The 21,202-nt window shown below is 74.1% G+C and carries 20 protein-coding genes and 1 pseudogene; 19 read left to right on the top strand and 2 right to left on the bottom strand.

Annotated features, from left to right (window positions below):
• Positions 1-127 precede the first annotated feature (127 nt).
• From ABEB07_RS15085 to ABEB07_RS15055, 7 genes are all read left to right on the top strand, one after another.
• Positions 128-1,390, top strand: coding sequence for a sensor histidine kinase (locus ABEB07_RS15085; protein WP_345668779.1), 1,263 nt, complete (start codon positions 128-130; stop codon positions 1,388-1,390).
• Entirely contained in the window at positions 1,387-2,064 is a 678-nt protein-coding gene (locus ABEB07_RS15080; protein WP_176149845.1) for a response regulator transcription factor, read from the top strand. The genes ABEB07_RS15085 and ABEB07_RS15080 overlap by 4 nt, the downstream gene beginning before the upstream one ends.
• Positions 2,065-2,147: 83 nt before the next feature.
• Positions 2,148-3,287: an SRPBCC domain-containing protein gene (locus tag ABEB07_RS15075; RefSeq protein WP_345668777.1), complete on the top strand. Its 1,140-nt coding sequence runs from the start codon at positions 2,148-2,150 to the stop codon at positions 3,285-3,287.
• A gap of 101 nt (positions 3,288-3,388) precedes the next feature.
• Positions 3,389-4,177 carry an aldose epimerase family protein gene (locus tag ABEB07_RS15070; RefSeq protein ID WP_345668776.1) on the top strand — a complete coding sequence of 263 codons (789 nt, stop codon included), beginning with the start codon at positions 3,389-3,391 and terminating at the stop codon, positions 4,175-4,177.
• A 10-nt stretch (positions 4,178-4,187) separates the two neighbouring features.
• Positions 4,188-4,736, top strand: a complete 549-nt coding sequence (gene pyrE, locus ABEB07_RS15065; RefSeq protein WP_164588629.1) for an orotate phosphoribosyltransferase — start codon at positions 4,188-4,190, stop codon at positions 4,734-4,736.
• Positions 4,737-5,004: 268 nt separating this feature from the next.
• Positions 5,005-6,036, top strand: coding sequence for a class II fructose-bisphosphate aldolase (gene fbaA, locus ABEB07_RS15060; protein WP_176149848.1), 1,032 nt, complete (start codon positions 5,005-5,007; stop codon positions 6,034-6,036).
• 137 nt (positions 6,037-6,173) lie between these two features.
• Entirely contained in the window at positions 6,174-7,649 is a 1,476-nt protein-coding gene (locus ABEB07_RS15055) for an MFS transporter (protein WP_345668775.1), read from the top strand.
• A gap of 278 nt (positions 7,650-7,927) precedes the next feature.
• On the opposite strand, the gene ABEB07_RS15050 is transcribed toward ABEB07_RS15055, so the two are convergent.
• On the bottom strand, positions 7,928-8,347 hold the full coding sequence (locus ABEB07_RS15050) for a DUF3151 domain-containing protein (protein WP_345668774.1): 420 nt from the start codon (positions 8,345-8,347) through the stop codon (positions 7,928-7,930).
• Positions 8,348-8,494: 147 nt separating this feature from the next.
• Between ABEB07_RS15050 and ABEB07_RS15045 the strand changes: the two genes are divergently transcribed.
• The 6 genes and pseudogenes from ABEB07_RS15045 to ABEB07_RS15020 all read left to right on the top strand — a co-directional run bounded on the left by ABEB07_RS15045 (position 8,495) and on the right by ABEB07_RS15020 (position 14,536).
• The gene (locus ABEB07_RS15045) at positions 8,495-9,355 is read left to right on the top strand and encodes a tryptophan 2,3-dioxygenase family protein (RefSeq protein ID WP_176149851.1); all 861 of its coding nucleotides are present in this window, start codon (positions 8,495-8,497) and stop codon (positions 9,353-9,355) included.
• Positions 9,348-10,595: a kynureninase gene (kynU, locus tag ABEB07_RS15040; protein WP_345668772.1), complete on the top strand. Its 1,248-nt coding sequence runs from the start codon at positions 9,348-9,350 to the stop codon at positions 10,593-10,595. The genes ABEB07_RS15045 and kynU overlap by 8 nt, the downstream gene beginning before the upstream one ends.
• A gap of 506 nt (positions 10,596-11,101) precedes the next feature.
• Entirely contained in the window at positions 11,102-12,013 is a 912-nt protein-coding gene (locus tag ABEB07_RS15035; RefSeq protein WP_345668771.1) for an alpha/beta hydrolase, read from the top strand.
• A gap of 180 nt (positions 12,014-12,193) precedes the next feature.
• A pseudogene (locus ABEB07_RS15030) lies at positions 12,194-12,286 on the top strand (DNA-binding response regulator); the annotation flags it as partial.
• Between the two features lie 118 nt (positions 12,287-12,404).
• Positions 12,405-13,865, top strand: a complete 1,461-nt coding sequence (locus tag ABEB07_RS15025) for a sensor histidine kinase (RefSeq protein WP_345668770.1) — start codon at positions 12,405-12,407, stop codon at positions 13,863-13,865.
• The gene (locus ABEB07_RS15020; protein ID WP_176149856.1) at positions 13,862-14,536 is read left to right on the top strand and encodes a response regulator; all 675 of its coding nucleotides are present in this window, start codon (positions 13,862-13,864) and stop codon (positions 14,534-14,536) included. The genes ABEB07_RS15025 and ABEB07_RS15020 overlap by 4 nt, the downstream gene beginning before the upstream one ends.
• Here ABEB07_RS15020 and ABEB07_RS15015 read toward each other — a convergent pair.
• Positions 14,506-14,937 (bottom strand): ATP-binding protein, encoded by a 432-nt coding sequence (locus ABEB07_RS15015; RefSeq protein ID WP_345668769.1) that lies wholly within the window; start codon positions 14,935-14,937, stop codon positions 14,506-14,508. The genes ABEB07_RS15020 and ABEB07_RS15015 overlap by 31 nt on opposite strands.
• Positions 14,938-15,185: 248 nt before the next feature.
• Between ABEB07_RS15015 and ABEB07_RS15010 the strand changes: the two genes are divergently transcribed.
• From ABEB07_RS15010 to ABEB07_RS14985, 6 genes are all read left to right on the top strand, one after another.
• Positions 15,186-16,004, top strand: coding sequence for a helix-turn-helix domain-containing protein (locus ABEB07_RS15010; RefSeq protein WP_345668767.1), 819 nt, complete (start codon positions 15,186-15,188; stop codon positions 16,002-16,004).
• An 8-nt stretch (positions 16,005-16,012) separates the two neighbouring features.
• Positions 16,013-16,213 (top strand): DUF397 domain-containing protein, encoded by a 201-nt coding sequence (locus ABEB07_RS15005; RefSeq protein ID WP_345668766.1) that lies wholly within the window; start codon positions 16,013-16,015, stop codon positions 16,211-16,213.
• 13 nt (positions 16,214-16,226) lie between these two features.
• Positions 16,227-16,415 carry a DUF397 domain-containing protein gene (locus ABEB07_RS15000; RefSeq protein ID WP_345668765.1) on the top strand — a complete coding sequence of 63 codons (189 nt, stop codon included), beginning with the start codon at positions 16,227-16,229 and terminating at the stop codon, positions 16,413-16,415.
• Positions 16,416-16,428: 13 nt separating this feature from the next.
• Positions 16,429-16,608, top strand: a complete 180-nt coding sequence (locus ABEB07_RS14995) for a DUF397 domain-containing protein (RefSeq protein ID WP_345668764.1) — start codon at positions 16,429-16,431, stop codon at positions 16,606-16,608.
• A gap of 40 nt (positions 16,609-16,648) precedes the next feature.
• Positions 16,649-17,857, top strand: coding sequence for a cytochrome P450 (locus ABEB07_RS14990; RefSeq protein ID WP_345668763.1), 1,209 nt, complete (start codon positions 16,649-16,651; stop codon positions 17,855-17,857).
• Between the two features lie 302 nt (positions 17,858-18,159).
• A complete protein-coding gene (locus ABEB07_RS14985) occupies positions 18,160-21,135 on the top strand; it encodes an AfsR/SARP family transcriptional regulator (RefSeq protein WP_345668762.1) in 2,976 nt (991 codons plus the stop codon).
• Positions 21,136-21,202: the final 67 nt, after the last annotated feature.

The raw sequence follows: 21,202 nt of genomic DNA, 5'->3' as shown, positions 1-21,202 counted from the left end.
GGCCGCGCATCCCGCGCCGGGTGGAGACCGCCGCCGACCGGCGCGGTAGCCGCCCGGTCCCGGCAAACTCCCGCGGTACCGCGAAAGGTTGACGCCGCCGGGCCCGTACCGGGTCTACGCTGCGGCGGTGCGGATCCACCCCCTCGTGGTCGACGGCCTGACGGCCCTGGTGCCGACGGCCGTCGCGTGTCTGCTCGGCATGGAGGCCGGCGCGCAGAAGTGGCCCCCGCTCGACGCGTACGCCTGGGCGCTGGTCGCCCTGACCAACCTGCCGCTCGCCCTGTGCACCCGGGCCCCGGTCGCCGTCCTGCTCTCCGTCCACCTGTGGTGGTCCCTGTACATCGCCCTCGGCAACTGGCCGGTGGTCAACTCCCCGGCCGCCATGGTCGCCCTCTACATGGTGGCCGGCACCCGGCCCCCTCGGACCACCGCGTGGTGCGCGGCCCTGATGGGCGGCGTGTGGATCTACGCCGGCGTGTACAGCCACTCCGACATGCTGGCGTCGGTCGTCGGCCAGGCGATCGGCTACCCGCTGGCGCTGTGGTGGTTCGGCCACCTCGCCCGCAGGAGCGCCGAGCTGACCGTGCGGCTGCGCGCCGAGCAGGCCGAACGGGCCCGGCGCGAGGTCGCCGAGGAACGGGTCAGGATCGCGCGCGAACTGCACGACGTGGTCGCCCACCACATGGCCGTCATCAACGTCCAGGTGGGCCTGGCCCGGTTCGTCTTCGACTCCGACGCGCCCACCGCGCGCGCCGCGCTCACCACCATCGGCAGTGCGAGCGGCGAGGCGCTGACCGAGCTGCGCCGCATGCTCGGACTGCTGCGCGCGGACGATCCGCACGTCCCGCGGGAGGGCGCCGCGGACGAGCCGACGCCCGGCCTCGACCGGCTGGAGGAGATGGTCGAGCGGGTCCGGTCCGGCGGCGTACCGGTCGAGCTGCGGGTGCGCGGCGCGCCGCGCGCGCTGCCGTCCGGGATGCAGCTGTGCGTCTACCGGGTGGTCCAGGAAGCCCTGACGAACGTCCTCAAGCACGCCCCGGGCAGCCGCGCCGCCGTGGAACTCGCCTACGGCGCGGGTGAGATACGGGTGTCGGTCACCGACGACGGGAGCGGCCCGGGCGCCCGGCACGGCAGGGAGCAGGGCCGCGGGCAGGGCCGGGACGGCGGCCGGGAGCGGGGGAAGGGGGTGGGGATGGGAGTGGGGAAGGGGGTGGATCCGGACAGAATGCGCCGGTCCGGCGGCCACGGGTTGATCGGCATGCGCGAGCGCGCCAAGCTCTACGGCGGGACGATCGCCGTCGGCCCGCGGCGCGAGGGGGGATTCGGCGTGCGGCTGACCCTTCCGACGTCGGAGCAGGCCGCACGCCGGGGAGACGCCGTCACGGAATGATCAGAGTGCTGGTGGTCGACGACCAGTTCCTCGTGCGCAGCGGACTGGTCGCGCTGCTGCGCGCCGCCCCCGGCATGGAGGTCGTCGCGGAGGCCGCGGACGGCGCGGAGGCGGTGGCCCTGGCCGCGCGCACCCGTCCGGACGTCATCCTCATGGACATCCGCATGCCCGGGCTGACGGGCATCGAGGCGACCCGGCGCATCCTCGCCGACGCGGCGGACCCCGCGCCCCGCATCCTCATCCTCACCACGTTCGACCTCGACGAGTACGTGTACGGCGCGCTGCGGGCCGGGGCCGCCGGGTTCCTCCTGAAGGACGCGGGCCCGGAACGGCTGCTGGCGGCGGTCGCCGCCGTGCACGGCGGCGACTCCCTGTTCGCCCCGGTGGTCACCCGGCGGCTGGTGGAGGCGTTCACGGAGCGCGCGGACGTCCCGCCGGCGCCCGCGGAGCCCCCGGCGGACCTGCGCGCGCTGACCGGCCGCGAGGTCGAGGTGCTCCAGCTGGTCGCCCGGGGCCTGACCAACGCCGAGGCGGCCGACCGCCTCTTCATCAGCGAGGCCACCGTCAAGACCCACCTCAACCGCACGATGGCCAAACTCCACCTGGCCAGCCGCGCGCAGGCGGTGGTAGTGGCGTACGAGACGGGGCTGGTCCGGCCGGGGGTGGAGGGCTAGCGGGCCGGGCGGGGTGGGGGACGGGAGCGGTCGGGGGGACGGGGGAGGGTATTCGGGGCCGTCACTGGGTAATGTCGGCTGACATGGAGCACGAGGTGTTCGTTCCGGTTCCGGTCCCGCGACTGCGGGCGGTGCTCGCCGACCCCGACCGGGTCGCCCGGGCGCTGCCCGGGTTCCAGCAGGACGCGGGCGCCGAGCCCGTCGCCGGCCGGCTGAAGCTGCGGATCGGCGGCACCTCCATCACCTACCGGGGTGCGCTGCGCGTCCACGCCCGCGAGGACGGCTCGTACGCCGTCGAGGGCGAGGCGGGCGAGTCGCGCGGCGCCGGCGCGGTGAAGCTCGCGCTCACGCTGCGCCCGCGGGAGACCGACGGGGGTACGGCGCTGGGCGTGCGGGGCACGGCGTCGGGCGACGGGCGGGTCGCCGAGCTGGACCCGGAGGCCGTGCGGGCGGCGGCCGTGCGGTTGCTGGACCGGTTCGCGCGGAACCTGGCCGCGGGGCCGGACCCCGACGCGGGGCCGGGCGCCGACACGGGGCCGGGCGCCGGCGCGGGGCCGGACCACGGCGCGGGGCCAAGTGCCGATGCTGGGCCTGGTTCCGGCGCGGGACCGGAGGCGGAGACGCCGGAGACGCCGGAGACCCCGGAGGAGCTCGCCACCGAGGACTTCGCCCCGCTCGCGACGGGCGACTTCGAGGCCGCGCCGGACGCGGACGACGCCCCCGTACCGCCCCCGGCCGAACCCACCGAGCCCGCCGACCGCGCCGTCGGACGCGCCTCCGTCTTCGACACCGAGGTCCCGCCGTCCTCCCTCGACCCGTCGGCCGAGGACGGCTCCGACGATCCCGACGGCTCCCATGACTCCGACGGCTCCGACGGCTCCGACGGCTCCGATGAAGACGAGTCCGACGAGTACGACGGGTACGGGGCCTACGACGGGGAGGAGCAGGCGGGCGCCGGGAGGCGTGGCGCGGCCGCGGCCGTCGGGCCCGGGGGTTTCGGCGAGGCCGCCGGACCGCCCGCCGAGGCCGCGCACGCGCGCCGCACGATGATCGGCCGCAGCGCGGAGGAGGTGGACCACGCGCCGCCGCGCGGCCGTTACGCGCCCGTGCCCGCCCCGCTCACCGTCTCCGCCGGCTCCGCCCTGCGCTGGGCGGCGCCCGCCGCGGCCCTCGCGGTGGCCGGGGCGATCGTCGTGGGCCGGGCGCTGCGCCGCCGCCGCTGACCTCCCGGACGCCGTCGTCCTGCCTTCCGGCCGCCGCCGCTGACACCCCGGCCGGCGTCGGCGCGCACCGGCCGCCCCTTTCGGCCCAGTAGCCTCGTCACGTGAGTGACGAAGACATCATGCTGACCGCGGGCGACGCGGAAGCGACCGTTCAGCCGGGCAACGGCGGCCGCGTCGGCGGACTCCGGGTGGGCGGTCTGGAGCTGCTGCGCCAGGGCGACAGGTTCGGCTGCTTCCCGATGGTCCCCTGGTGCGGACGGACCCGGAACGGCGAGTTCCGCGACGGCGCCGCCGTCCACCGGATGCCGCTCAACTCCCCGCCGCACGCCATCCACGGCACCGCGCGCGACGGCGCCTGGCGCACCGCCCGGGTCTCGGCGGACGAGGCGGTGATCACGTACGACCTCGTCGAGCCGTGGCCCTACCCCGGCCGCATCACCCAGGTCGTCGGCCTGACCGAGGACTCCCTGACGCTGACGATGTCCGTGGAGACGTACGGGTCCTCCTTCCCGGCGCAGATCGGCTGGCATCCGTGGTTCAACCGGAACCTGGCCGGCGCGGACGCGCGGCTGGACTTCCGGGCCGCCTGGCAGGAGGAGCGCGGCGAGGACCACCTGCCCACCGGCCGCCGGATCGAGGTGACGCCGGGTCCGTGGGACGACTGCTTCGGGATGCCGGACGGCGTCGGCGTCACCGTGGAGTGGCCCGGGCGCCTCGAACTGACGGTGCGCAGTCCGGAGAAGTGGGTTGTCGTCTACGACGAGCAGGAGGCCGCCGTGTGCGTGGAGCCGCAGACCGGGCCGCCCAACGGGCTGAACACCCATCCGCGCCTGGTCACGCCGCTGGAGCCGCTGGAGGCCACGACCACCTGGTCCTGGCGCCGCGCTTAAGCTGGCTGCCATGAGCGACGTTCGCGGCGAGCTGCTGCAGCAGATCAAGGACAAGGCCGTGGTGCACGGCAAGGTGACCCTGTCGTCGGGTCTGGAAGCCGACTACTACGTGGACCTGCGCCGGGTCACCCTGGACGGCGAGGCGGCCCCGCTGGTCGGCCAGGTGCTGCTGGACCTGACGGCCGGGTTCGAGTTCGACGCGGTCGGCGGGCTGACGATGGGCGCCGACCCGGTCGCGGCGTCGATGCTGCACGCCGCCGCCGCGCGCGGCCGGAAGCTGGACGCCTTCGTGGTGCGCAAGGCCGCCAAGGCGCACGGCATGCAGCGGCGCGTGGAGGGGCCGGAGATCCGGGGCCGCCGGGTCCTGGTCGTCGAGGACACGTCCACCACCGGCGGCTCCCCGCTCACCGCGGTCGAGGCGGTGCGGGAGGCGGGCGCCGAGGTGGTCGCGGTCGCCACGATCGTCGACCGGGCCACGGGCGCGGCCGAGAAGATCCAGGCGGGTGCCGGGGTGCCCTACGTGTTCGCGTTCTCGAAGGACGAGCTGGGCCTCGACTGAGCCGCAGCGTTCCGCCTGGCCGGTCCGGCGGCCGGCCCGGCCGCTCGATCCGCCGGGCGGGCGGCCGGGGTTGAGGGGTGGTGCGGGGCGCGCGGAGCGGAGTGCGGGGCGCGCTCCGCCGTCCACAGGCGACCTGTTATCCACAGGCTGGACGGGGTGTCCGTGAGGGCGGGCGATGTCTGCGAAGATGGGGCCGACGATGACGTCACTCCCTAGGTCAGGGCCGTAAGCACGCAGAACGCACCCCGCACATACAAGGAGCGGACAGATGCCCATCGCAACCCCCGAGGTCTACAACGAGATGCTCGACCGGGCGAAGGCAGGCAAGTTCGCCTACCCGGCCATCAACGTGACGTCCTCCCAGACCCTGCACGCGGCCCTGCGCGGATTCGCGGAGGCGGAGAGCGACGGCATCGTCCAGATCTCCACGGGTGGCGCCGAGTTCCTGGGCGGCCAGTACGACAAGGACATGGTCACCGGCGCCGTGGCCCTGGCCGAGTTCGCGCACATCGTCGCCGAGAAGTACCCGGTCAACATCGCGCTGCACACCGACCACTGCCCCAAGGACAAGCTCGACGGGTACGTGCGTCCGCTGATCGCGCTCTCCAAGAAGCGCGTCGACGCCGGTCTGAGCCCGCTGTTCCAGTCCCACATGTGGGACGGCTCCGCCGAGACCCTCGCCGACAACCTCCAGATCGCGCAGGAGCTGCTGGAGCAGGCCCGCGCCGCGAAGATCATCCTTGAGGTCGAGATCACCCCGACCGGCGGCGAGGAGGACGGCGTCTCGCACGAGATCAACGACTCCCTCTACACCACGGTCGACGACGCGGTGCGCACCGCCGAGGCGCTGGGTCTGGGCGAGAAGGGCCGCTACCTGCTGGCCGCCTCGTTCGGCAACGTGCACGGCGTGTACAAGCCGGGCAACGTGGTGCTCCGTCCCGAGCTGCTGAAGGAGCTCAACGAGGGCGTGGCCGCGAAGTACGACCGGCCGGCCGGCTCGCAGCCGTTCGACTTCGTCTTCCACGGCGGCTCCGGCTCCTCGGAGGAGGAGATCCGCACCGCGCTGGAGAACGGCGTGGTCAAGATGAACATCGACACCGACACCCAGTACGCGTTCACGCGTCCGGTCGTCGACCACATGTTCAGGAACTACGACGGCGTCCTGAAGGTCGACGGCGAGGTCGGCTCGAAGAAGACGTACGACCCGCGCACCTGGGGCAAGCTGGCCGAGGCCGGCATGTCGGCGCGGGTGGTCGAGGCGTGCGGCCACCTGCGTTCGGCGGGCACCCGCATCAAGTAGGCGGTACTCCGAGCGGACGGACCCGGTGCCTTCTTCGGTGCCGGGTCCTCCGTGCGAACGGGCCGGGAGAGCCGCGGGCGGCGGTTCCGGCCGGTTCTCGGATGGCCCGGCGGCGGCCGGCGGGGGAGGATCGCCGCATGGCGGTCCCTTCGCAGAAGTCGCCCGACGTCAGGATCTCCAGCCCGGCCGGCCGATGGATCCTGTTCACCACCGTGCTCGGCTCCAGCATGGTCCTGCTGGACTCGACCGTCGTGAATGTCGCCCTGCCGCGCATCGGCCGCGACCTGGACACCGATCTGGCCGCCCTCCAGTGGACCGTCAACGCGTACATGCTGACGCTGGCCGCGCTGATCCTGCTCGGCGGCTCGCTGGGCGACGCCTACGGCCGCCGGAAGATCTTCGTGATCGGCGTGGTGTGGTTCGCGGCGGCCTCCCTGCTGTGCGGCCTCGCCCCGGGCACCGGTGTGCTGATCGCCGCGCGCGCCCTCCAGGGCGTCGGCGGCGCGCTGCTCACCCCCGGCTCGCTGGCGCTGATCCAGGCGTCCTTCCACCCGGACGACCGGGCGCGGGCGGTCGGTCTGTGGTCGGGGTTCGGCGGCATCGGGGCGGCGGTCGGGCCGTTCCTCGGCGGCTGGCTCGTGGACGGTCCCGGCTGGCGCTGGGTGTTCCTGCTCAACGTCCCGCTGGCGCTGCTGTGCGCGCCCGTCGCCGTCCGGCACGTGCCCGAGTCCTCGGCCGGCGGGCCGCACGGCCGGTTCGACGTCGCCGGGGCGGCCCTGGGGGCGGTCGCCCTGGCGCTGGTGACGTACGCCCTCATCGAGGCGCCCGGCGGCTCGCCGGCCGTCGCGGTGGCCGGGATCGCCGGGGTGGCGGCGGGCGTCGTCTTCTGGCGGGTGGAGAAGCGGCGCCCGGACCCGATGCTGCCGCCGGACATCTTCGCCTCGCGCCAGTTCACCGCGGTCAACCTGGTCACCCTGTGCGTGTACGCGGCGTTCGGCGGCTTCTTCTTCCTGACCGCGCTCCAGCTCCAGGTGGTGGCGGGGTACTCGCCGCTGCGGGCGGGTACCGCGCTGCTGCCGACGACCGTGCTCATGCTGCTGTTCTCGGCCCGCTCGGGCGCCCTCGCCGACCGGATCGGCCCCCGGGCGCCGCTCACCGTGGGGCCGCTGCTGTGCGCGGCGGCGATGCTGCTGATGCTGCGGGTGGGGAAGGACGCGCACTATCTGACGGACGTGCTGCCCGCGCTGCTGGTGATGGGGGCGGGGATGGTGACGCTGGTCGCGCCGCTGACCGCGACCGTGCTCGCGTCCGTGGACGCGTCCCACGCGGGGCTTGCCAGCGGGGTCAACAACGCGGCCGCGCGTGCGGCGGGGCTGATCGCGGTGGCCGCGCTGCCGTTGCTGGCCGGGATGGGGCCGGAGGCGTACCGGTCGGCGGACGCCTTCGACGCGGCGTTCCGGCGGGCGATGCCGATCTGTGCGGGGGTGTTGGTGGTGGGGGCGGGGCTCGCCTTCGCTACGGTGCGGCGGCCGTCGCGTGCGTGTCGTCGGCCCGAGGGCCGTACGCACGGGTCTGTGACGTGTCCGCCGCTGGAGGTGGGGCGGGGGCGGTGAGGGGGCGGGTTTTTCCTCGCCCCCGCCGCCCCTACCCGTCCCATCCCTGGGAGCCGCGCCCCCAGACCCCCGCTGTCGGCCTGAACGGCCTCGTCCTCAAACGCCGGACGGGCTGGGAGGGTGGCGTGGGTGGGTGGGCAGGGTCTGCGCCCCCAGACCCCCGCTGTCGGCCTGAACGGCCTTGTCCTCAGACGCCGGACGGGCTGGGAGGGTGGCGTGGGTGGGTGGGTAGGGGCTGCGTTCCCGGGTCCCCGCTGTCGGCCGTGGGTCGGGCAGGGTTACGGCTTCAGCTCGGCGTAAGCCTCCTCGCTGCTGTCGCGGAGGAAGGTGCGGCAGCGGTCCGCCTCCTCCGTTTCCTGGATCGCGGTGGCGGCGCGGGCGAGGGCGGCCAGGCAGCGCAGGAAGCCGCGGTTGGCGCGGTGGTCCCAGGGGACGGGGCCGTGGCCCTTCCACCCGGCCCGGCGGAGCTGGTCGAGCCCGCGGTGGTAGCCGGTGCGCGCGTACGCGTACGACTCGACGACCCGGCCGCCCGCGTACGCCTCCTCGGCGAGTTCCGCCCAGGCCGGCGAGTAGGTCGGGTGCTGGGCCGCGACCTCGGCGGCGGGCCGGGACTCCTCGGCCAGCAGGCGGTGGGCGGCCTCGTCCTCGGGGAGGTACGTCGGGTCCGGGCCGCCGAGCAGGTTCTTGTGCGTCGTCATGGCAGAAGTCTGCCACTGGGGCGCCGGCCGGACGGCCTGCCTTGCGCTCCGGCGCCCCGGCTGCGCAGGATGCGGGTGGGGACCGGGGCCCCCGTGCCGGCATCGGCAGGGGCGGACCGCTACCCGGAGTACATGCAGGAGACAGCGATGTCGCACCAGGCTCAACCGACCGCCAGGCCCGTCGAGGCCGCCGCTGAGCCCGAGACCCCGCATCTCGACTTCGAAGGCACGACGCCGTACGAGGACTACGTCAAGGCGGACGTGCTCACCCACCTCCAGCACACCCTCTCCGACGATCCCGGAGAGATGGTCTTCCTGGTCACGACCCAGGTCATGGAGCTGTGGTTCACCGTCATCGTGCACGAGTGGGAGACCGCCGCGCACGCCCTGCGCACGGACGACGTGCCGACGGCGATCGCCGCGCTGAAGCGTTCGGTCCGGGAGCTGGAGGCGCTGAACGCCTCCTGGCGGCCGCTCGGCCAGCTCACCCCGGCCCAGTTCAACAGCTACCGCGGCGCGCTCGGCGAGGGCTCCGGCTTCCAGTCGGCGATGTACCGCCGCCTGGAGTTCCTGCTCGGCGACAAGTCCGCCTCGATGCTCGTCCCGCACCGCGGCGCCCCGCGCGTCCACGCCGAGCTGGAGAAGGCGCTGCACGAGCCGAGCCTGTACGACGAGGTGCTGCGGCTGCTCGCCCGGCACGGGCACGCCGTACCCGAGGCTGTGCTGCGGCGTGACGTGGCGCTGCGCTACGAGCCCTCCCCGGAGGTGGAGGCCGTCTGGACGGCGCTGTACGCCGGCGACCCGGACGACGGACTCGCCCGCCTCGGCGAGGCGCTGACGGACGTCGCCGAACTGGTGTGGCGCTGGCGCAACGACCACCTCGTCGCCACCCGCCGCGCGATGGGCGCCAAGACGGGCACCGGCGGCTCGGCCGGCGTGGCCTGGCTGGAGAAGCGGGCCCAGAAGTCCGTGTTCCCCGAGCTGTGGACGGCGAGGTCCCATGTCTGAGCCCACGGAGCTGACGGAGCCGGCCGAGGTCTCCGGGGCCTCACCTCTGGCGGACCGGGCGGCGGAGCTGGACGCCGCCGATCCGCTCGCGCCGCTGCGCGACCGGTTCGTCCTGGACGACGGCGTCTACCTGGACGGCAACTCGCTGGGCGCGCTCCCGGCGGGCGTACCGGACCGGGTCGCGGACGTGGTGCGCCGGCAGTGGGGCGAGCTGCGCATCCGGTCCTGGGGCGAGAGCGGCTGGTGGACCGCGCCCGAGCGGACCGGCGACCGGATCGCCCCGCTGGTCGGGGCCGCGCCGGGACGGATCGTGGTCGGCGACTCGACCAGCGTGAACGTCTTCAAGGCGCTGGTGGCGGCGGTGCGGATGGCCCGCGAGGACGGCGGCGCGAGCCGGGACGAGATCCTGGTCGACGCCGCGACCTTCCCCACCGACGGTTACATCGCGCACTCCGCGGCCCGGCTGACGGGCTGCACCGTGCGGCCGGTCGCGCCGCACGAGGCGCCCGCGGCGCTCTCCGCGCGCACCGCCGCCGTCCTGCTCAACCACGTCGACTACCGCACCGGCCGCCTGCACGACCTGCCGTCCCTCACGGCGACGGTGCACGCGGCGGGGGCGTACGCCGTGTGGGACCTGTGCCACAGCGCGGGCGCGCTGCCGGTCGGTCTCGACGAGCACGGGGTGGCGCTGGCGGTCGGCTGCACGTACAAGTTCCTGAACGGCGGGCCGGGTTCACCGGCCTTCCTGTACGTGCGCGGCGACCTCCAGGAGCGGTTCGACTCCCCGCTGCCGGGCTGGAACTCGCACGCCGAGCCGTTCGGCATGCGGCCCGACTACGAGCCGGCCAAGGGCGCGGTGCGCGGCCGGGTGGGCACCCCGGACATCCTGTCCCTGCTCGCCCTGGAGGCGGCGCTCGACGTGTGGGAGGGGGTGTCGGTCGAGGCGGTGCGGGCCAAGTCCCTGGCGCTGACGGACTTCTTCCTGGAGTGCGTGGCCGCGCACGTGCCCGCCGGGCGCGTGACGTCGCTGACCCCGGCGGCGCACGCGGAACGCGGCAGCCAGGTGGCGCTGCGTTGCGCGGACGCGGGCGAGGTGATGCGGCGGCTGATCGAACGCGGGGTGGTCGGCGACTTCCGTCCCCCGGACGTCCTCCGCTTCGGCTTCACCCCCCTGTACGTCGGCTTCGCGGACGCGGAACGGGCGGCACGGGTGCTGGCGGAGGTGCTGGAGGAGTTCTGACGACGCGGGGGCCGGGCCCAGCGGCCCCGGCGCCGGACCCGGCCCGGCGGTGCCGGGGGTCCTGCGCCGCCCGGCACGGCGGGGCCGGGCGGGGCCGGGCGGGGCCGCGCCCGTCTCGCCCGGCCCGCGCTCCGGCCCGCCCGTCCGGTCCCAGCTCCGGCTCGCTCGCCCGGCGCTCGTCCGGCCCGCCCGGTTCCCGCTCCGGCCCGCGCGCCTGCGCCTTGCCTGACCCCCGCTCCGGCGTCTCGCCCGGCGTCGTGTCCGGCCCGTCGTCCGGTGTCGCGTCCGGTCCGTCGTCCGGTGTCGCGTCCGGTCCCCGTTCCGGCCGGGGCGTCGGTTCGGTGGGGGCTCCGGTCCAGGGGGCGTACGTGCGTGTCGCTGCACGTCACCTGCCTGGTACCGTCCCGCCAACGGCTGAACCGACGCCGAGCCACGCTCCCGGTTCGCCGGTTCCGTTGCGTCGCCGTTTTGCCGCAACGCCGTTTCACCGCTGAGAGGTTGGAGCCATGCCGGACGCCGCCGTACCCCGCGATGCCGCAGGCGACCCGGCGGCGCGGGACGCCGCCGAGGAGGCGTCCGCCTTCTCGCACGCGCCCGTCGAGCCCGACGGCACCGCCGCCTACGGCGACCACCCCGACCAGGTCGTGGACTTCTACGCCCCGCGCGGCCCCGGCGGCCCGGCGCCCGCCGGTTCGGCCCCGCTCGTCGTGGTGCTGCACGGCGGCGCGTGGCGGGACCCGTACGACCGGCGGCACGTCACCCCGTTCGCGGACTTCCTCGCGCGGCGCGGCTTCGCGGTGGCCAACGTCGAGTACCGGCGCGGAGCGGCGGGCGGTCAGGGCGGCGCGGCGCCGGTCGCGGGCCGCTGGCCGGACACCTTCGACGACGTGGCCGCCGCCCTGGACGCGCTGCCCGCGCTGGTCGAGCGGGTGCTCCCGCAGGCGGACGTACGGCGCACGGTGCTCACCGGGCACTCGGCGGGCGGCCACCTCGCCCTGTGGGCGGCGGCCCGGCACGTCCTGCCCGCCGACGCCCCCTGGCGCACCGGCGGCCCGGCCCCGCTGCGCGGCGTGGTCGCCCTCGCGCCCATCGCCGACTTCGAGGCCGCGGGCAAGCTGGACGTGTGCGGCGGGGCGGCCCTCCAATTGCTCGGTGAGGAAGCGGAGTTCGCCGCTCGTCGGCCCTACGCCGATCCGGCCCTGCTGCTGCCCACCGGCATCGCGACGACGGTGGTGCAGGGCCGGGCGGACCTGGTGGTGCCGCAGGCGGTGGCGGAGGCGTACGCGGACGCGGCGGCCCGGGCGGGCGAACCGGTGGGCCTGACGCTGCTGGAGGAGGTCGGCCACTTCCCGCTGATCGACCCGGCGGCGGACGCCTGCGCGGTGGTCGCGGAGGAGATCGCCCAACTGGCGTGGTGAGGGCCGTGCCTGCGCGCCTTCGCCCGTCCGCCCGTCTGTCCGTCGGCTCGCGTCGATGCCGCCCGTGCCGCCGGGCAGTCGCCGGGCACCGTAACGTCCCGCTCCGGCAGCCCTGTTGGACGTGCCCGAGGTGATCGGGACGCGAGGCCCCAGGGTGGACGGGTGAGGCGAAGGGGCGGGGGCCGCGTCCTGGTGAAGCTGGGTCTGCGGGGCCGCACCCAGGCGGCGGTGTACGCGTACGAGTCGGGGCCGGTGCGTCCGGCGGGCCGGTGAGCGCGTCCGCGGGGCTGCGGTCCGCCGGACGCGGCGGGCCCGTAGTACCTGAGACGGACCCCGTGGAACCCCCTCACTGAGGACGACCGCGGGCCCGGCCGCCGCCTACCGTTTCACCGTGACCGAGACGACCCGGACCCAGGCCCGCACCCAGGCCCAGGCACAGACGCAGCCCCGGACGCGGCCCGACGACGCGTTCGCCCCGTACCAGCCGCGCAGCCCGGAGTACCGGGCGGCGGCGCAGGCCCTGCGCGGGCTGCGCCAGAGCCTGTTCCAGGACGCCTTCGCCTACCGGCCGCTGCCCCGCCGCGGCACCGACGGCCCGTTGACCGGGTGGCTGCCCGGGCGGCTGCGGGAGTACGCGGCCTGGGCGCCGCACCTGCTGGTGGGCGGGACGGGCGCGGTGATCGCGCTCATCGCCGCGACGGCCGCCGCGAACGACCTGACGGCCCCGGTGTACGGGCTGGCGCTGCTCGTTCCGGTGCTGCTCACCCTGGTCCGTCCGGTCGGGGCGTTCTGGCTGGTCCTGGCGGCGACCGCGGTTACGTCGGCGCTGCCCGGCGTGGACGGCAGCCGGCCCTGGTCGCCGCCCGCCTTCGCGGCGCACCTGACGGTCCTCACCGTCGTGGCCGTACGCACCCGGCCGCGCACGGCGGCCTGGATGTGGGGCGTCACCGCGTGCTACGCCGCCGCCGCCCAGGCCCTCGGCGGTTACTACTACGACAACGACTCCACCGCGATGCTGGTGCTGTCCGCGCTGGTGCTGCTGGTCGTCACCGTCCGGCACGTGCACCAGGAGGCCGAGCGGACGGTGACCGCGCAGCAGACGGAGACCGAGCACGAGCGCTCCCGGCGCACGCTGCTGGAGGAGCGCACCACGATCGCCCGTGAGCTGCACGACGTGGTGGCCCACCACATGTCCGTGGTCGCGATCCAGGCCGAGGCCGCCCCCTACCGGGTCCAGGACCCGCCGCCCGAGCTGGAGAAGGCGTTCGCCACGATCCGGGAGAACGCGGTGGCCGCCCTGACCGAGCTGCGCCGCGTCCTCGGCGTGGTGCGCGCGGAGGACTACGCGGCGCCCGACGCCCCGCAGCCCACCCTCGCCGACCTCGACGCTCTGCTGGCCAACGTGCGCGGGGCCGGCCCGGCGGTGTCCAAGGCGGTGACCGGCGCGGTGCGCGAACTGCCGCAGGGCGTCGAGCTGTCGGCGTACCGGATCGTGCAGGAGGCGCTGAGCAACGTGCTGCGCCACGCGCCCGGCGCGGACGCCCGGGTGGAGATCGGCTACGTCATCGGCGGCCTCGGGCTGCGCGTCGTCAACGACCCGCCGCCCGCGCCGTCCACGGGCCGGCCCTCGCCGGGGGCGGGGCACGGCCTCACCGGGATGCGGGAGCGGGTGTCGATGCTGAACGGCGAGATGACGGCGGGGCCGACGCGGGAGGGCGGCTACGAGGTGACGGTGTTCCTGCCGGCCACCCCGGCCGCCCCAGCTGCCCCAACCTCCCCGGCCGCCCCAACCACCTCCGCCGCCGGGGCTGTCGAGTCCGGGGCCGTGGACGACGCCGGGAGCGCGATATGACGGCCGGTGCGATCCGCGTGCTCATCGCGGACGACCAGATGATGGTGCGCGAGGGCTTCTCCGTGCTGCTCAACGCGATGCCCGGCATCGAGGTCGTCGGCGAGGCCGTCAACGGGCGCCAGGCGGTGGAGCGGGTGCGCGAACTCGCCCCGGACGTCGTGCTGATGGACATCCGCATGCCCGAGCTGAACGGCATCGACGCGACACGGGAGATCGTCGCGGCGGACAGTGCGGCGAAGGTGCTGGTGCTGACCACGTTCGACCTCGACGAGTACGTGTACCAGGCGCTGCGGGCGGGCGCGTCCGGGTTCCTGCTCAAGGACGCCTCGGCGCGCCAGCTCGCCGACGGGGTGCGGGTGGTGGCCGCGGGGGAAGCGCTGCTCGCCCCTTCGGTCACCCGGCGGCTGATCACCGAGTTCACCCAGCTGTCCGGGACGTACCGGCCGTCGGCCGTCGCCCGGTCGGCGTACGGGGAGCTGACGGAGCGGGAGACGGAGGTGCTGGTGCTGATCGCGCAGGGCCTGTCGAACCTGGAGATCGCGGACCGGCTGGTGGTCGCCGAGTCCACCGTCAAGACCCACGTCAGCCGCGTCCTGGTGAAGCTGGGCCTGCGGGACCGCACCCAGGCCGCGGTCTTCGCCTACGAGGCCCGGCTGGTCACACCCGGCTGAGCGGCGAGTTCGCACCACACGTACTTGCCCCGGTTGCCGAACCTGGAGAGGGGATGCCACCCCCATACGTCCGCGCAGGCCTGTACGAGGCCGAGCCCCCGGCCGGTCTCGCCGTCGCCGAGGTCCGCCAACCGCGCCGGCGCGTCCGGCGGTTCGGGGTCCGCGTCCCACGCCCCGATCCGCAGCGCCGTGCCCGACCAGCGCACCCGCAGCGCGGCAGGCCCCTCGGTGTGCAGCACGGCGTTGGTGACCAGCTCCGCCGCGAGCAGCTCGGCGGCGTCGACAAGGCGGATCAGTCCGTGCATCGTGAGGATCAGACGGAGGGTGCGGCGACAGATGGTGACGGCGCGGGGATCGTTCGGGATGTAGAGGGAGTACTCCCAGGGCGCGTTTTCGGGCATGCGTCGGCTCCGGTTCGATGAGGTGGGAGGGTGGCGGCCTTCGGTCGGTGGCATTGCCGCACCCGCCATGGCAGGACGGAGCGGTGCGCTTCCGGTGCCCCGGGGTGCCACAGCGTGTGCGTCGCGTCACTGACGGTAGGGCAATAAATATTGCCCGCGCACCCGCCTGCCGTATTCTGACGCTCGAACGAGGCACGCCTACTTGAGGAGAGCGGGTGCCGCTGAGGAGTCACGCCACCGCACGGCAAGTGCGACTGGGTACCGAGCTGCGGCGCCTACGGGAGGCGGCCGGGCTGAAGGCGCGCGAGGCAGCGCAACTGCTGAACTCGACATCCGCCCAGATCAGTCAGATGGAACTGGGGTTCGCTGGTGTCAGCGAGGAACGAGTGCGGCGGCTCGCGGCCCACTACGCGTGTACGGACGAGGCGTTGATCGACGCACTCGTGGCGATGGCGACCGACCGCACGCGTGGCTGGTGGGAGAGGTACCGGGGAGTGCTGCCGCCGGTGTTTCAGGACACGGCTGAGGCCGAGTATCACGCGACGTTCTTGCGCGAGGTCGTCATCACTCACGTCCCAGGGCTTCTGCAAACTGCTGAGTACGCTCGGGCGCTCTACACCTACGTTCACCCCGCCATGCCCGCGAGTGAGCTGGAACCTCGGGTGGAACACCGGATGAAGCGACGTGTTGTGATCGAGGGCGGCACTCCGACCCCTTACGAGACACTGATCCACGAGTGCGCTCTCCGTGTCCGTGTGGCCGACCGCAATGCCTCGCGTGCTCAACTCCAGCAAGTCCTCAACCGGATCGAAGAGGGCCACGCCAAGGTCAGGGTCATCCCGTTCGATCAGGACGGCTTCGGCGGTGCGGGGATCTCGATGATGTACGCGGGCGGCCCTCTGCCCAAGCTGGACACTGGTCTTCGGGACGCTCCCACTGGTGTCGCGTTCATCGACGCGGACGCACAACTGAAGCAGCTTCGGACACTGTTTCGTAGAATCCAGAGCGCGTCGCTGGACTCTGCCGCGTCGCGGGACTTCATCCACCGCTTGACGAAGGAGCTGTGAGCCGAGCCATGACCGAGGCCCCGCGCTGGCACAAGTCCACCTACTCAGGCGGCGGCGACGGCGACACCTGCGTAGAGATCGCCGCCCTCCCCGCTCGGATAGCCATCCGTGACTCCAAGGCCCCCGCCCGCGCCGTCCTCTCCGTTCCCGCCGCTTCCTTCGCCTCGTTCATCGAGTCCGTGAAGCGGTACCACCAGCCGGCCGAGTGACGAAGGAGCGCTGATGAAGTGGCGTAAGTCGACGTACTCCGACGGCGGTGAAGGCGACACGTGCGTCGAGGTCGCCGCCCTCCCCTCCCGCGTGGCCATCCGTGATTCCAAGGCCCCTGCCCGCGCGGTCCTCTCCGTGCCTGCCGCTTCCTTCGGCGTCTTCGTCGAGTCCGTGAAGCGGTACTCCCGGCCGGCTGTGTGACGAAGGAGCGTTGGTGGACTGGAGGAAGTCCAGCTACTCCGGGGGCGGCGAGGGCAACACCTGTGTCGAGGTCGCTGTCCTTCCCGCCCGCGTAGCGATCCGTGACTCCAAAGCCCCCGCCCGCGCCCTCCTCTCCGTTCCCGCCGCCTCCTTCGCCGCGTTCGTCGAGTCCGTCAAGCGGCGCCCCCGGTAGGGGATGGGCACGGGGCGGGGTGGCGGCCTATCGTCCGTTCATGACGGCTGCCTTCGACCCCTGGGACCCGGCGTTCGTCGCCGACCCCTATCCCGCCTACGCCGAGCTGCGCGCCCGCGGGCGGGTGCTGCGCTACGAGCCCACCGGGCAGTGGCTGGTGCCGCGCCACGCGGACGTCTCGGCGCTGCTGCGGGACCGGCGGCTGGGCCGCACCTATCAGCACCGGTTCTCGCACGAGGAGTTCGGCCGCACCCCGCCCCCGGCCGCGCACGAGCCGTTCCACGTCCTCAACGACCACGGGATGCTCGACCTGGAGCCGCCGGACCACACCCGCATCCGGCGCCTGGTGTCCAAGGCGTTCACGCCGCGGACGGTGGAGCGCCTCAAGCCGTACGTCCGGACGCTCGCCGGTGAGCTGGTGTCCCGGCTCGTGGAGGCCGGCGGCGGCGATCTGCTGGCGGACGTCGCCGAACCGCTGCCGGTGGCGGTGATCGCCGAGATGCTGGGCATCCCCGAGCAGGACCGGCGGCTGCTGCGGCCCTGGTCGGCGGCGATCTGCGGGATGTACGAGCTGAACCCGTCCGAGGAGACGGCTGAGCGGGCGGTGCGGGCGTCGGTGGAGTTCTCCGGCTATCTGCGCGAGCTGATCGCGGCCCGCCGGGCCCGGCCGGGCGACGACCTGGTCTCCGGGCTGATCGCGGCGCACGACGAGGGCGACCGGCTCACCGAACAGGAGATGATCTCCACCGCGGTGCTGCTGCTGAACGCCGGCCACGAGGCCACCGTGAACGCGACGGTCAACGGCTGGTGGGCGCTGTTCCGCAACCCGGACCAGCTGGCCGCCCTGCGCGCCGACCACACGCTGATCCCGACGGCCGTGGAGGAGCTGATGCGCTACGACACGCCGCTCCAGCTCTTCGAACGGTGGGTGCTGGAGGACATCGAGATCGACGGCACGGTGATCCCCAGGGGCGCGGAGGTCGCCCTGCTGTTCGGTTCGGCCAACCACGACCCGGAGGTCTTCGCGGCCCCGGAGCGGCTGGACCTGGCCCGCGGCGACAACCCGCACATCTCCTTCAGCGCGGGCATCCACTACTGCATCGGCGCCCCGCTGGCCCGGATCGAGCTGGCCGCCTCCATGGCCGCCCTGCTGGACCGCGCCCCGGCCCTCGCCCCGGCCGCCGAGCCGCGGCGCGGCCCGAACTTCGTGATCCGGGGGCTGGAGGGGCTGGACGTGCGGGTGCGCTGAGCGCGGACCGGATGCCTCGGCCGCGGGTTCCGCGCGCCCCGGGGTTTCTTCCGCAAGCGGCCCGAATTCGGCTGGAAGACACCGCCGAAAAACTGAACAGGGCTCACATTCGGTGCCGACACCTTTCGGTCGGGGGCTCCTTTCGACCGGATGTGCTGCCCTTACCGTCGGTCATCCGCGCAGTACTGTTCAGTAGCCACTTTCGTCGTCGTATTGTTGGCGCCAGGGGCAGGCCGTCCGGATTCTGACGGCAATCGGGGCGATCGGACTACCGCTTCCGCCGTCCGGGGAGCACGGGGGTCATGGGCAGCATGGAAAAGCGGCTGGAATTCCGCGTTCTCGGACCGCTCGAAGTACGTGCCGGGGAGGTCCCCGTCCCCCTGGGCGGACGCCGGCACCGCACCATCCTGACCGTTCTGCTGCTGGCGCCGGGGCATGTGGTGTCGGTGGACTCGCTGATAGAGGCGGTGTGGAACGAGCACCCGCCCGCCACGGCACGCACCCAGGTCTCCATCTGCATCGCCGCGCTGCGCAAGGCGTTCAAGAACGCCGGCTGCCCCGATGAGGTCATCGTCACCGCGCATCCCGGCTACCTGCTGCGTCTTGGCCGGCACTCGCTGGACACCGCCGAGTTCGCCGACCTGGTCGCCGGCGCCGACGCGGCGGTGCGCGGGGAACGGCTGGCCGAGGCGTCCCGCGCCTACACCGAGGCGCTCAGGCTGTGGCGCGGCCGGCCGCTCGCCGGAGTGACCGGGCACCGGGTGGAGGACGAGGCGCAGCGCCTGGAGGAACTGCGGCTCAACACCTTCGAGAACGCCACGCAGGTGCGGCTCCAGCTCGGCGACCACCAGCGGGCCCTGCCCGACCTGGCGGCGATGGTCCGCAGCCATCCGCTGCGCGAGCGCGCCCGCCACCAGCTGATCACCGCCCAGTACCGCTCCGGCCGGCGCGCCGAGGCGCTGGAGACCTTCCAGGAGGGGCGGCGGTGGCTGATGGAGGAACTCGGCATCGAGCCGGGCCCGGCCCTCACCGAGCTGCACCAGGCGATCCTCCAGGACCGGCCGTCGCTGTCGGCGCCCGAGCCGGACACCGAGCCGGTGGCGCCGCCCACGCCGGTCGGCGACCCGCTGGAACTGCCGCCGGACGTGCCGAGGCTGGCCGGCCGCAAGGAGGAGCTGGCGCAGCTGGGCCGGCTGCTCGACGCGGACAGCACCGCGGGCGGCCCGGCCACCGGGCTGATCACCGGCGTCGCCGGCATCGGCAAGACCAGCCTGGCGGTGCACTGGGGGCACAGCGTCGCGGACCTCTTCCCCGACGGCCAGCTCTTCGCCGACCTGCACGGCTACGACGAGCACCTCGAACCGACCACGGCCGACGAGGTCCTCGGCCGCTTCCTGCGGTCCCTGTCCGTGCCCACCGCCCAGATCCCGGCGGCCCCCGAGGAGCGGGCGGCGCTCTACCGGAGCCTGCTCGCGGACCGGCGGGTGCTCGTCGTCCTCGACAACGTTCGCAGCGACGCCCAGGTGCGCCCGCTGCTGCCCAGCGGCGCCGGCTGCTGCGTGCTGGTCACAGGCCGCGAGCAGCTGCCCGAGCTGGTGGCGTGGCCGCCGCGGGCCTGGGTGCGGCTCGGGCCGCTGTCCCCGCACGAGGCGGTCGAGCTGCTGGGCCGGATCGTGGGCGAGGAGCGCGTCGCGGCCGAGCCGGGCGCCATCGTCACCCTGGCCGAGCTGTGCGACCTGCTGCCGCTGGCGCTGCGGATCGCCGGGGCCCGGCTCGCCTCCAAGCCGCACTGGACGGTGGCCCACCTGGTGCGCCGGCTCAGCGACGAACGGAGCCGGCTGGACGAGCTGAGCCAGGGCGCCTCGCAGGTCAGAGCCAGTTTCGCGCTCACCTACCAGGGGCTCGCCGGGCAGGCCGCGCAGCTCTACCGAAGACTGGGCCTGCTGGACGTGCCGGACTTCACCTCCTGGGTGGCGGCCGTCCTGCTCGACACCGACCTGCGCACCGGCGAACGGCTCATCGAGGAGCTGGTCGACGCCCAGTTCCTCGACGTCGTCGGCCCCGACGTGGCCGGCCACACCCGCTACCGGTTCCAGAACCTGCTGCGGCTGTTCGCCCGGGAGCGCGCCGAGGAGGAGAGCGCGCGGGAGCGGGCCGCCGTCCTGGACCGGGTCCACCGCACCTACCTGTTTTTGGCGGCCGAGGCCCACCGGCGCTCCTACGGCGGCGACTTCAGCATCATCCACGGCTCCGTCGCCCAGCTCCCGCTGTCGCCGGAGCTGACCGACCGGCTGCTGGCCCGGCCGCTGGACTGGCTGGAGGCCGAACGGCTCCCGCTGGCGGCGCTCGTCGGCCGGGCGGCCGCCGCGGGCCAGGACGAGCTGGCGTGGGACCTCACCCTGTGCGTCCTGGTCCTGTTCGAGACCCGCAACTACCTCGACGACTGGCGCGAGTGCGCCGAGCGCTCGCTGGCCGCGGTGCGCGCCGCGGGCAACACGCGGGGCGAGGCGGCCATGCTGCACGTGCTGGGCGCCCTGGAGATGCGGCTGCGGGACTTCACCACCGCCTACCACCTGTTCACCCGGGCACTGCGGCTGCACGAACGGGCGGGCGAGGCGCACGGCGGGGCACTGGTGCTGCGCAACATGGCGATGATCGATGAGATGCGCGGCGAGCTGGACTCCGCGATGCGGCACAGCACGGCGGCGCTGGCCGTCTTCCGGCAGGTCGGCGACCGCTCCTCGGAGGCCCATGTACTGAACAACATGGCGCAAATACGCCTTGACCAGGGGGATGTCGACGAGGCGCAGCGGCTGAGCGAGGAATCGGTGCGGGTCTCCGCCGCGATCGGCGAGGGCGGCGCCCGCAGCCTGGCGCTGGGCACCCACCGCCTCGCCCGGGTGCACCTGGCCCGCCAGGAGTACGACCTCGCCGAGGAGGCCCTGCTGCGGGTCATCCACATCGTGCGGGGCCAGATGGACACCCTCGGCCTGGCCCACGGGCTGCTGGCCCTCGGCGAGGCCCGGATGGGCGCCGGACGGTGGCGGCAGGCCCGGGCCACGCTGCGCCGGGCCACGGAGGTCGCCGCGCTGGTGGACAGCCCGCTCGTCGAGGGCCGTATCAAACTCGCCCTCGGCACGGCTGCCCGGAAATGCGACGATCCCGACGAGGCCCGGCGCAATTTCGCGGGCGCATTGGCGGACTTCGGGCGTATCGGTGTGGAGGAGTGGATGCGGCGGGCGCGTACCGCCCTCGCGGAACTGCCCGGTGCGAACTGACCGGTACGAACCGACGAGTACGAACCGGTGAGTACGAACCGGTGAGTACGAACTGACGAGTACGAAC

This window comes from Streptomyces similanensis (assembly GCF_039543625.1).
GTDB classification, from domain to species: domain Bacteria; phylum Actinomycetota; class Actinomycetes; order Streptomycetales; family Streptomycetaceae; genus Streptomyces; species Streptomyces similanensis.
The sequence above is the reverse complement of the archived record's forward strand: the minus strand, read 5'-3'. Positions and strand labels throughout refer to the sequence as shown.

Bases quoted from the DNA above. Each gene is read 5' to 3' on its own strand.
- ABEB07_RS15080 (WP_176149845.1), top strand. From the start codon at position 1,387: ATGATCAGAGTGCTGGTGGTCGACGACCAGTTCCTCGTGCGCAGCGGA.
- ABEB07_RS15075 (WP_345668777.1), top strand. From the start codon at position 2,148: ATGGAGCACGAGGTGTTCGTTCCGGTTCCGGTCCCGCGACTGCGGGCG.
- pyrE (WP_164588629.1), top strand. From the start codon at position 4,188: ATGAGCGACGTTCGCGGCGAGCTGCTGCAGCAGATCAAGGACAAGGCC.
- fbaA (WP_176149848.1), top strand. From the start codon at position 5,005: ATGCCCATCGCAACCCCCGAGGTCTACAACGAGATGCTCGACCGGGCG.
- ABEB07_RS15055 (WP_345668775.1), top strand. From the start codon at position 6,174: ATGGCGGTCCCTTCGCAGAAGTCGCCCGACGTCAGGATCTCCAGCCCG.
- ABEB07_RS15050 (WP_345668774.1), bottom strand. From the start codon at position 8,347: ATGACGACGCACAAGAACCTGCTCGGCGGCCCGGACCCGACGTACCTC.
- ABEB07_RS15045 (WP_176149851.1), top strand. From the start codon at position 8,495: ATGTCGCACCAGGCTCAACCGACCGCCAGGCCCGTCGAGGCCGCCGCT.
- kynU (WP_345668772.1), top strand. From the start codon at position 9,348: ATGTCTGAGCCCACGGAGCTGACGGAGCCGGCCGAGGTCTCCGGGGCC.
- ABEB07_RS15035 (WP_345668771.1), top strand. From the start codon at position 11,102: ATGCCGGACGCCGCCGTACCCCGCGATGCCGCAGGCGACCCGGCGGCG.
- ABEB07_RS15020 (WP_176149856.1), top strand. From the start codon at position 13,862: ATGACGGCCGGTGCGATCCGCGTGCTCATCGCGGACGACCAGATGATG.
- ABEB07_RS15015 (WP_345668769.1), bottom strand. From the start codon at position 14,937: ATGCCCGAAAACGCGCCCTGGGAGTACTCCCTCTACATCCCGAACGAT.
- ABEB07_RS15005 (WP_345668766.1), top strand. From the start codon at position 16,013: ATGACCGAGGCCCCGCGCTGGCACAAGTCCACCTACTCAGGCGGCGGC.
- ABEB07_RS15000 (WP_345668765.1), top strand. From the start codon at position 16,227: ATGAAGTGGCGTAAGTCGACGTACTCCGACGGCGGTGAAGGCGACACG.
- ABEB07_RS14990 (WP_345668763.1), top strand. From the start codon at position 16,649: ATGACGGCTGCCTTCGACCCCTGGGACCCGGCGTTCGTCGCCGACCCC.
- ABEB07_RS14985 (WP_345668762.1), top strand. From the start codon at position 18,160: ATGGGCAGCATGGAAAAGCGGCTGGAATTCCGCGTTCTCGGACCGCTC.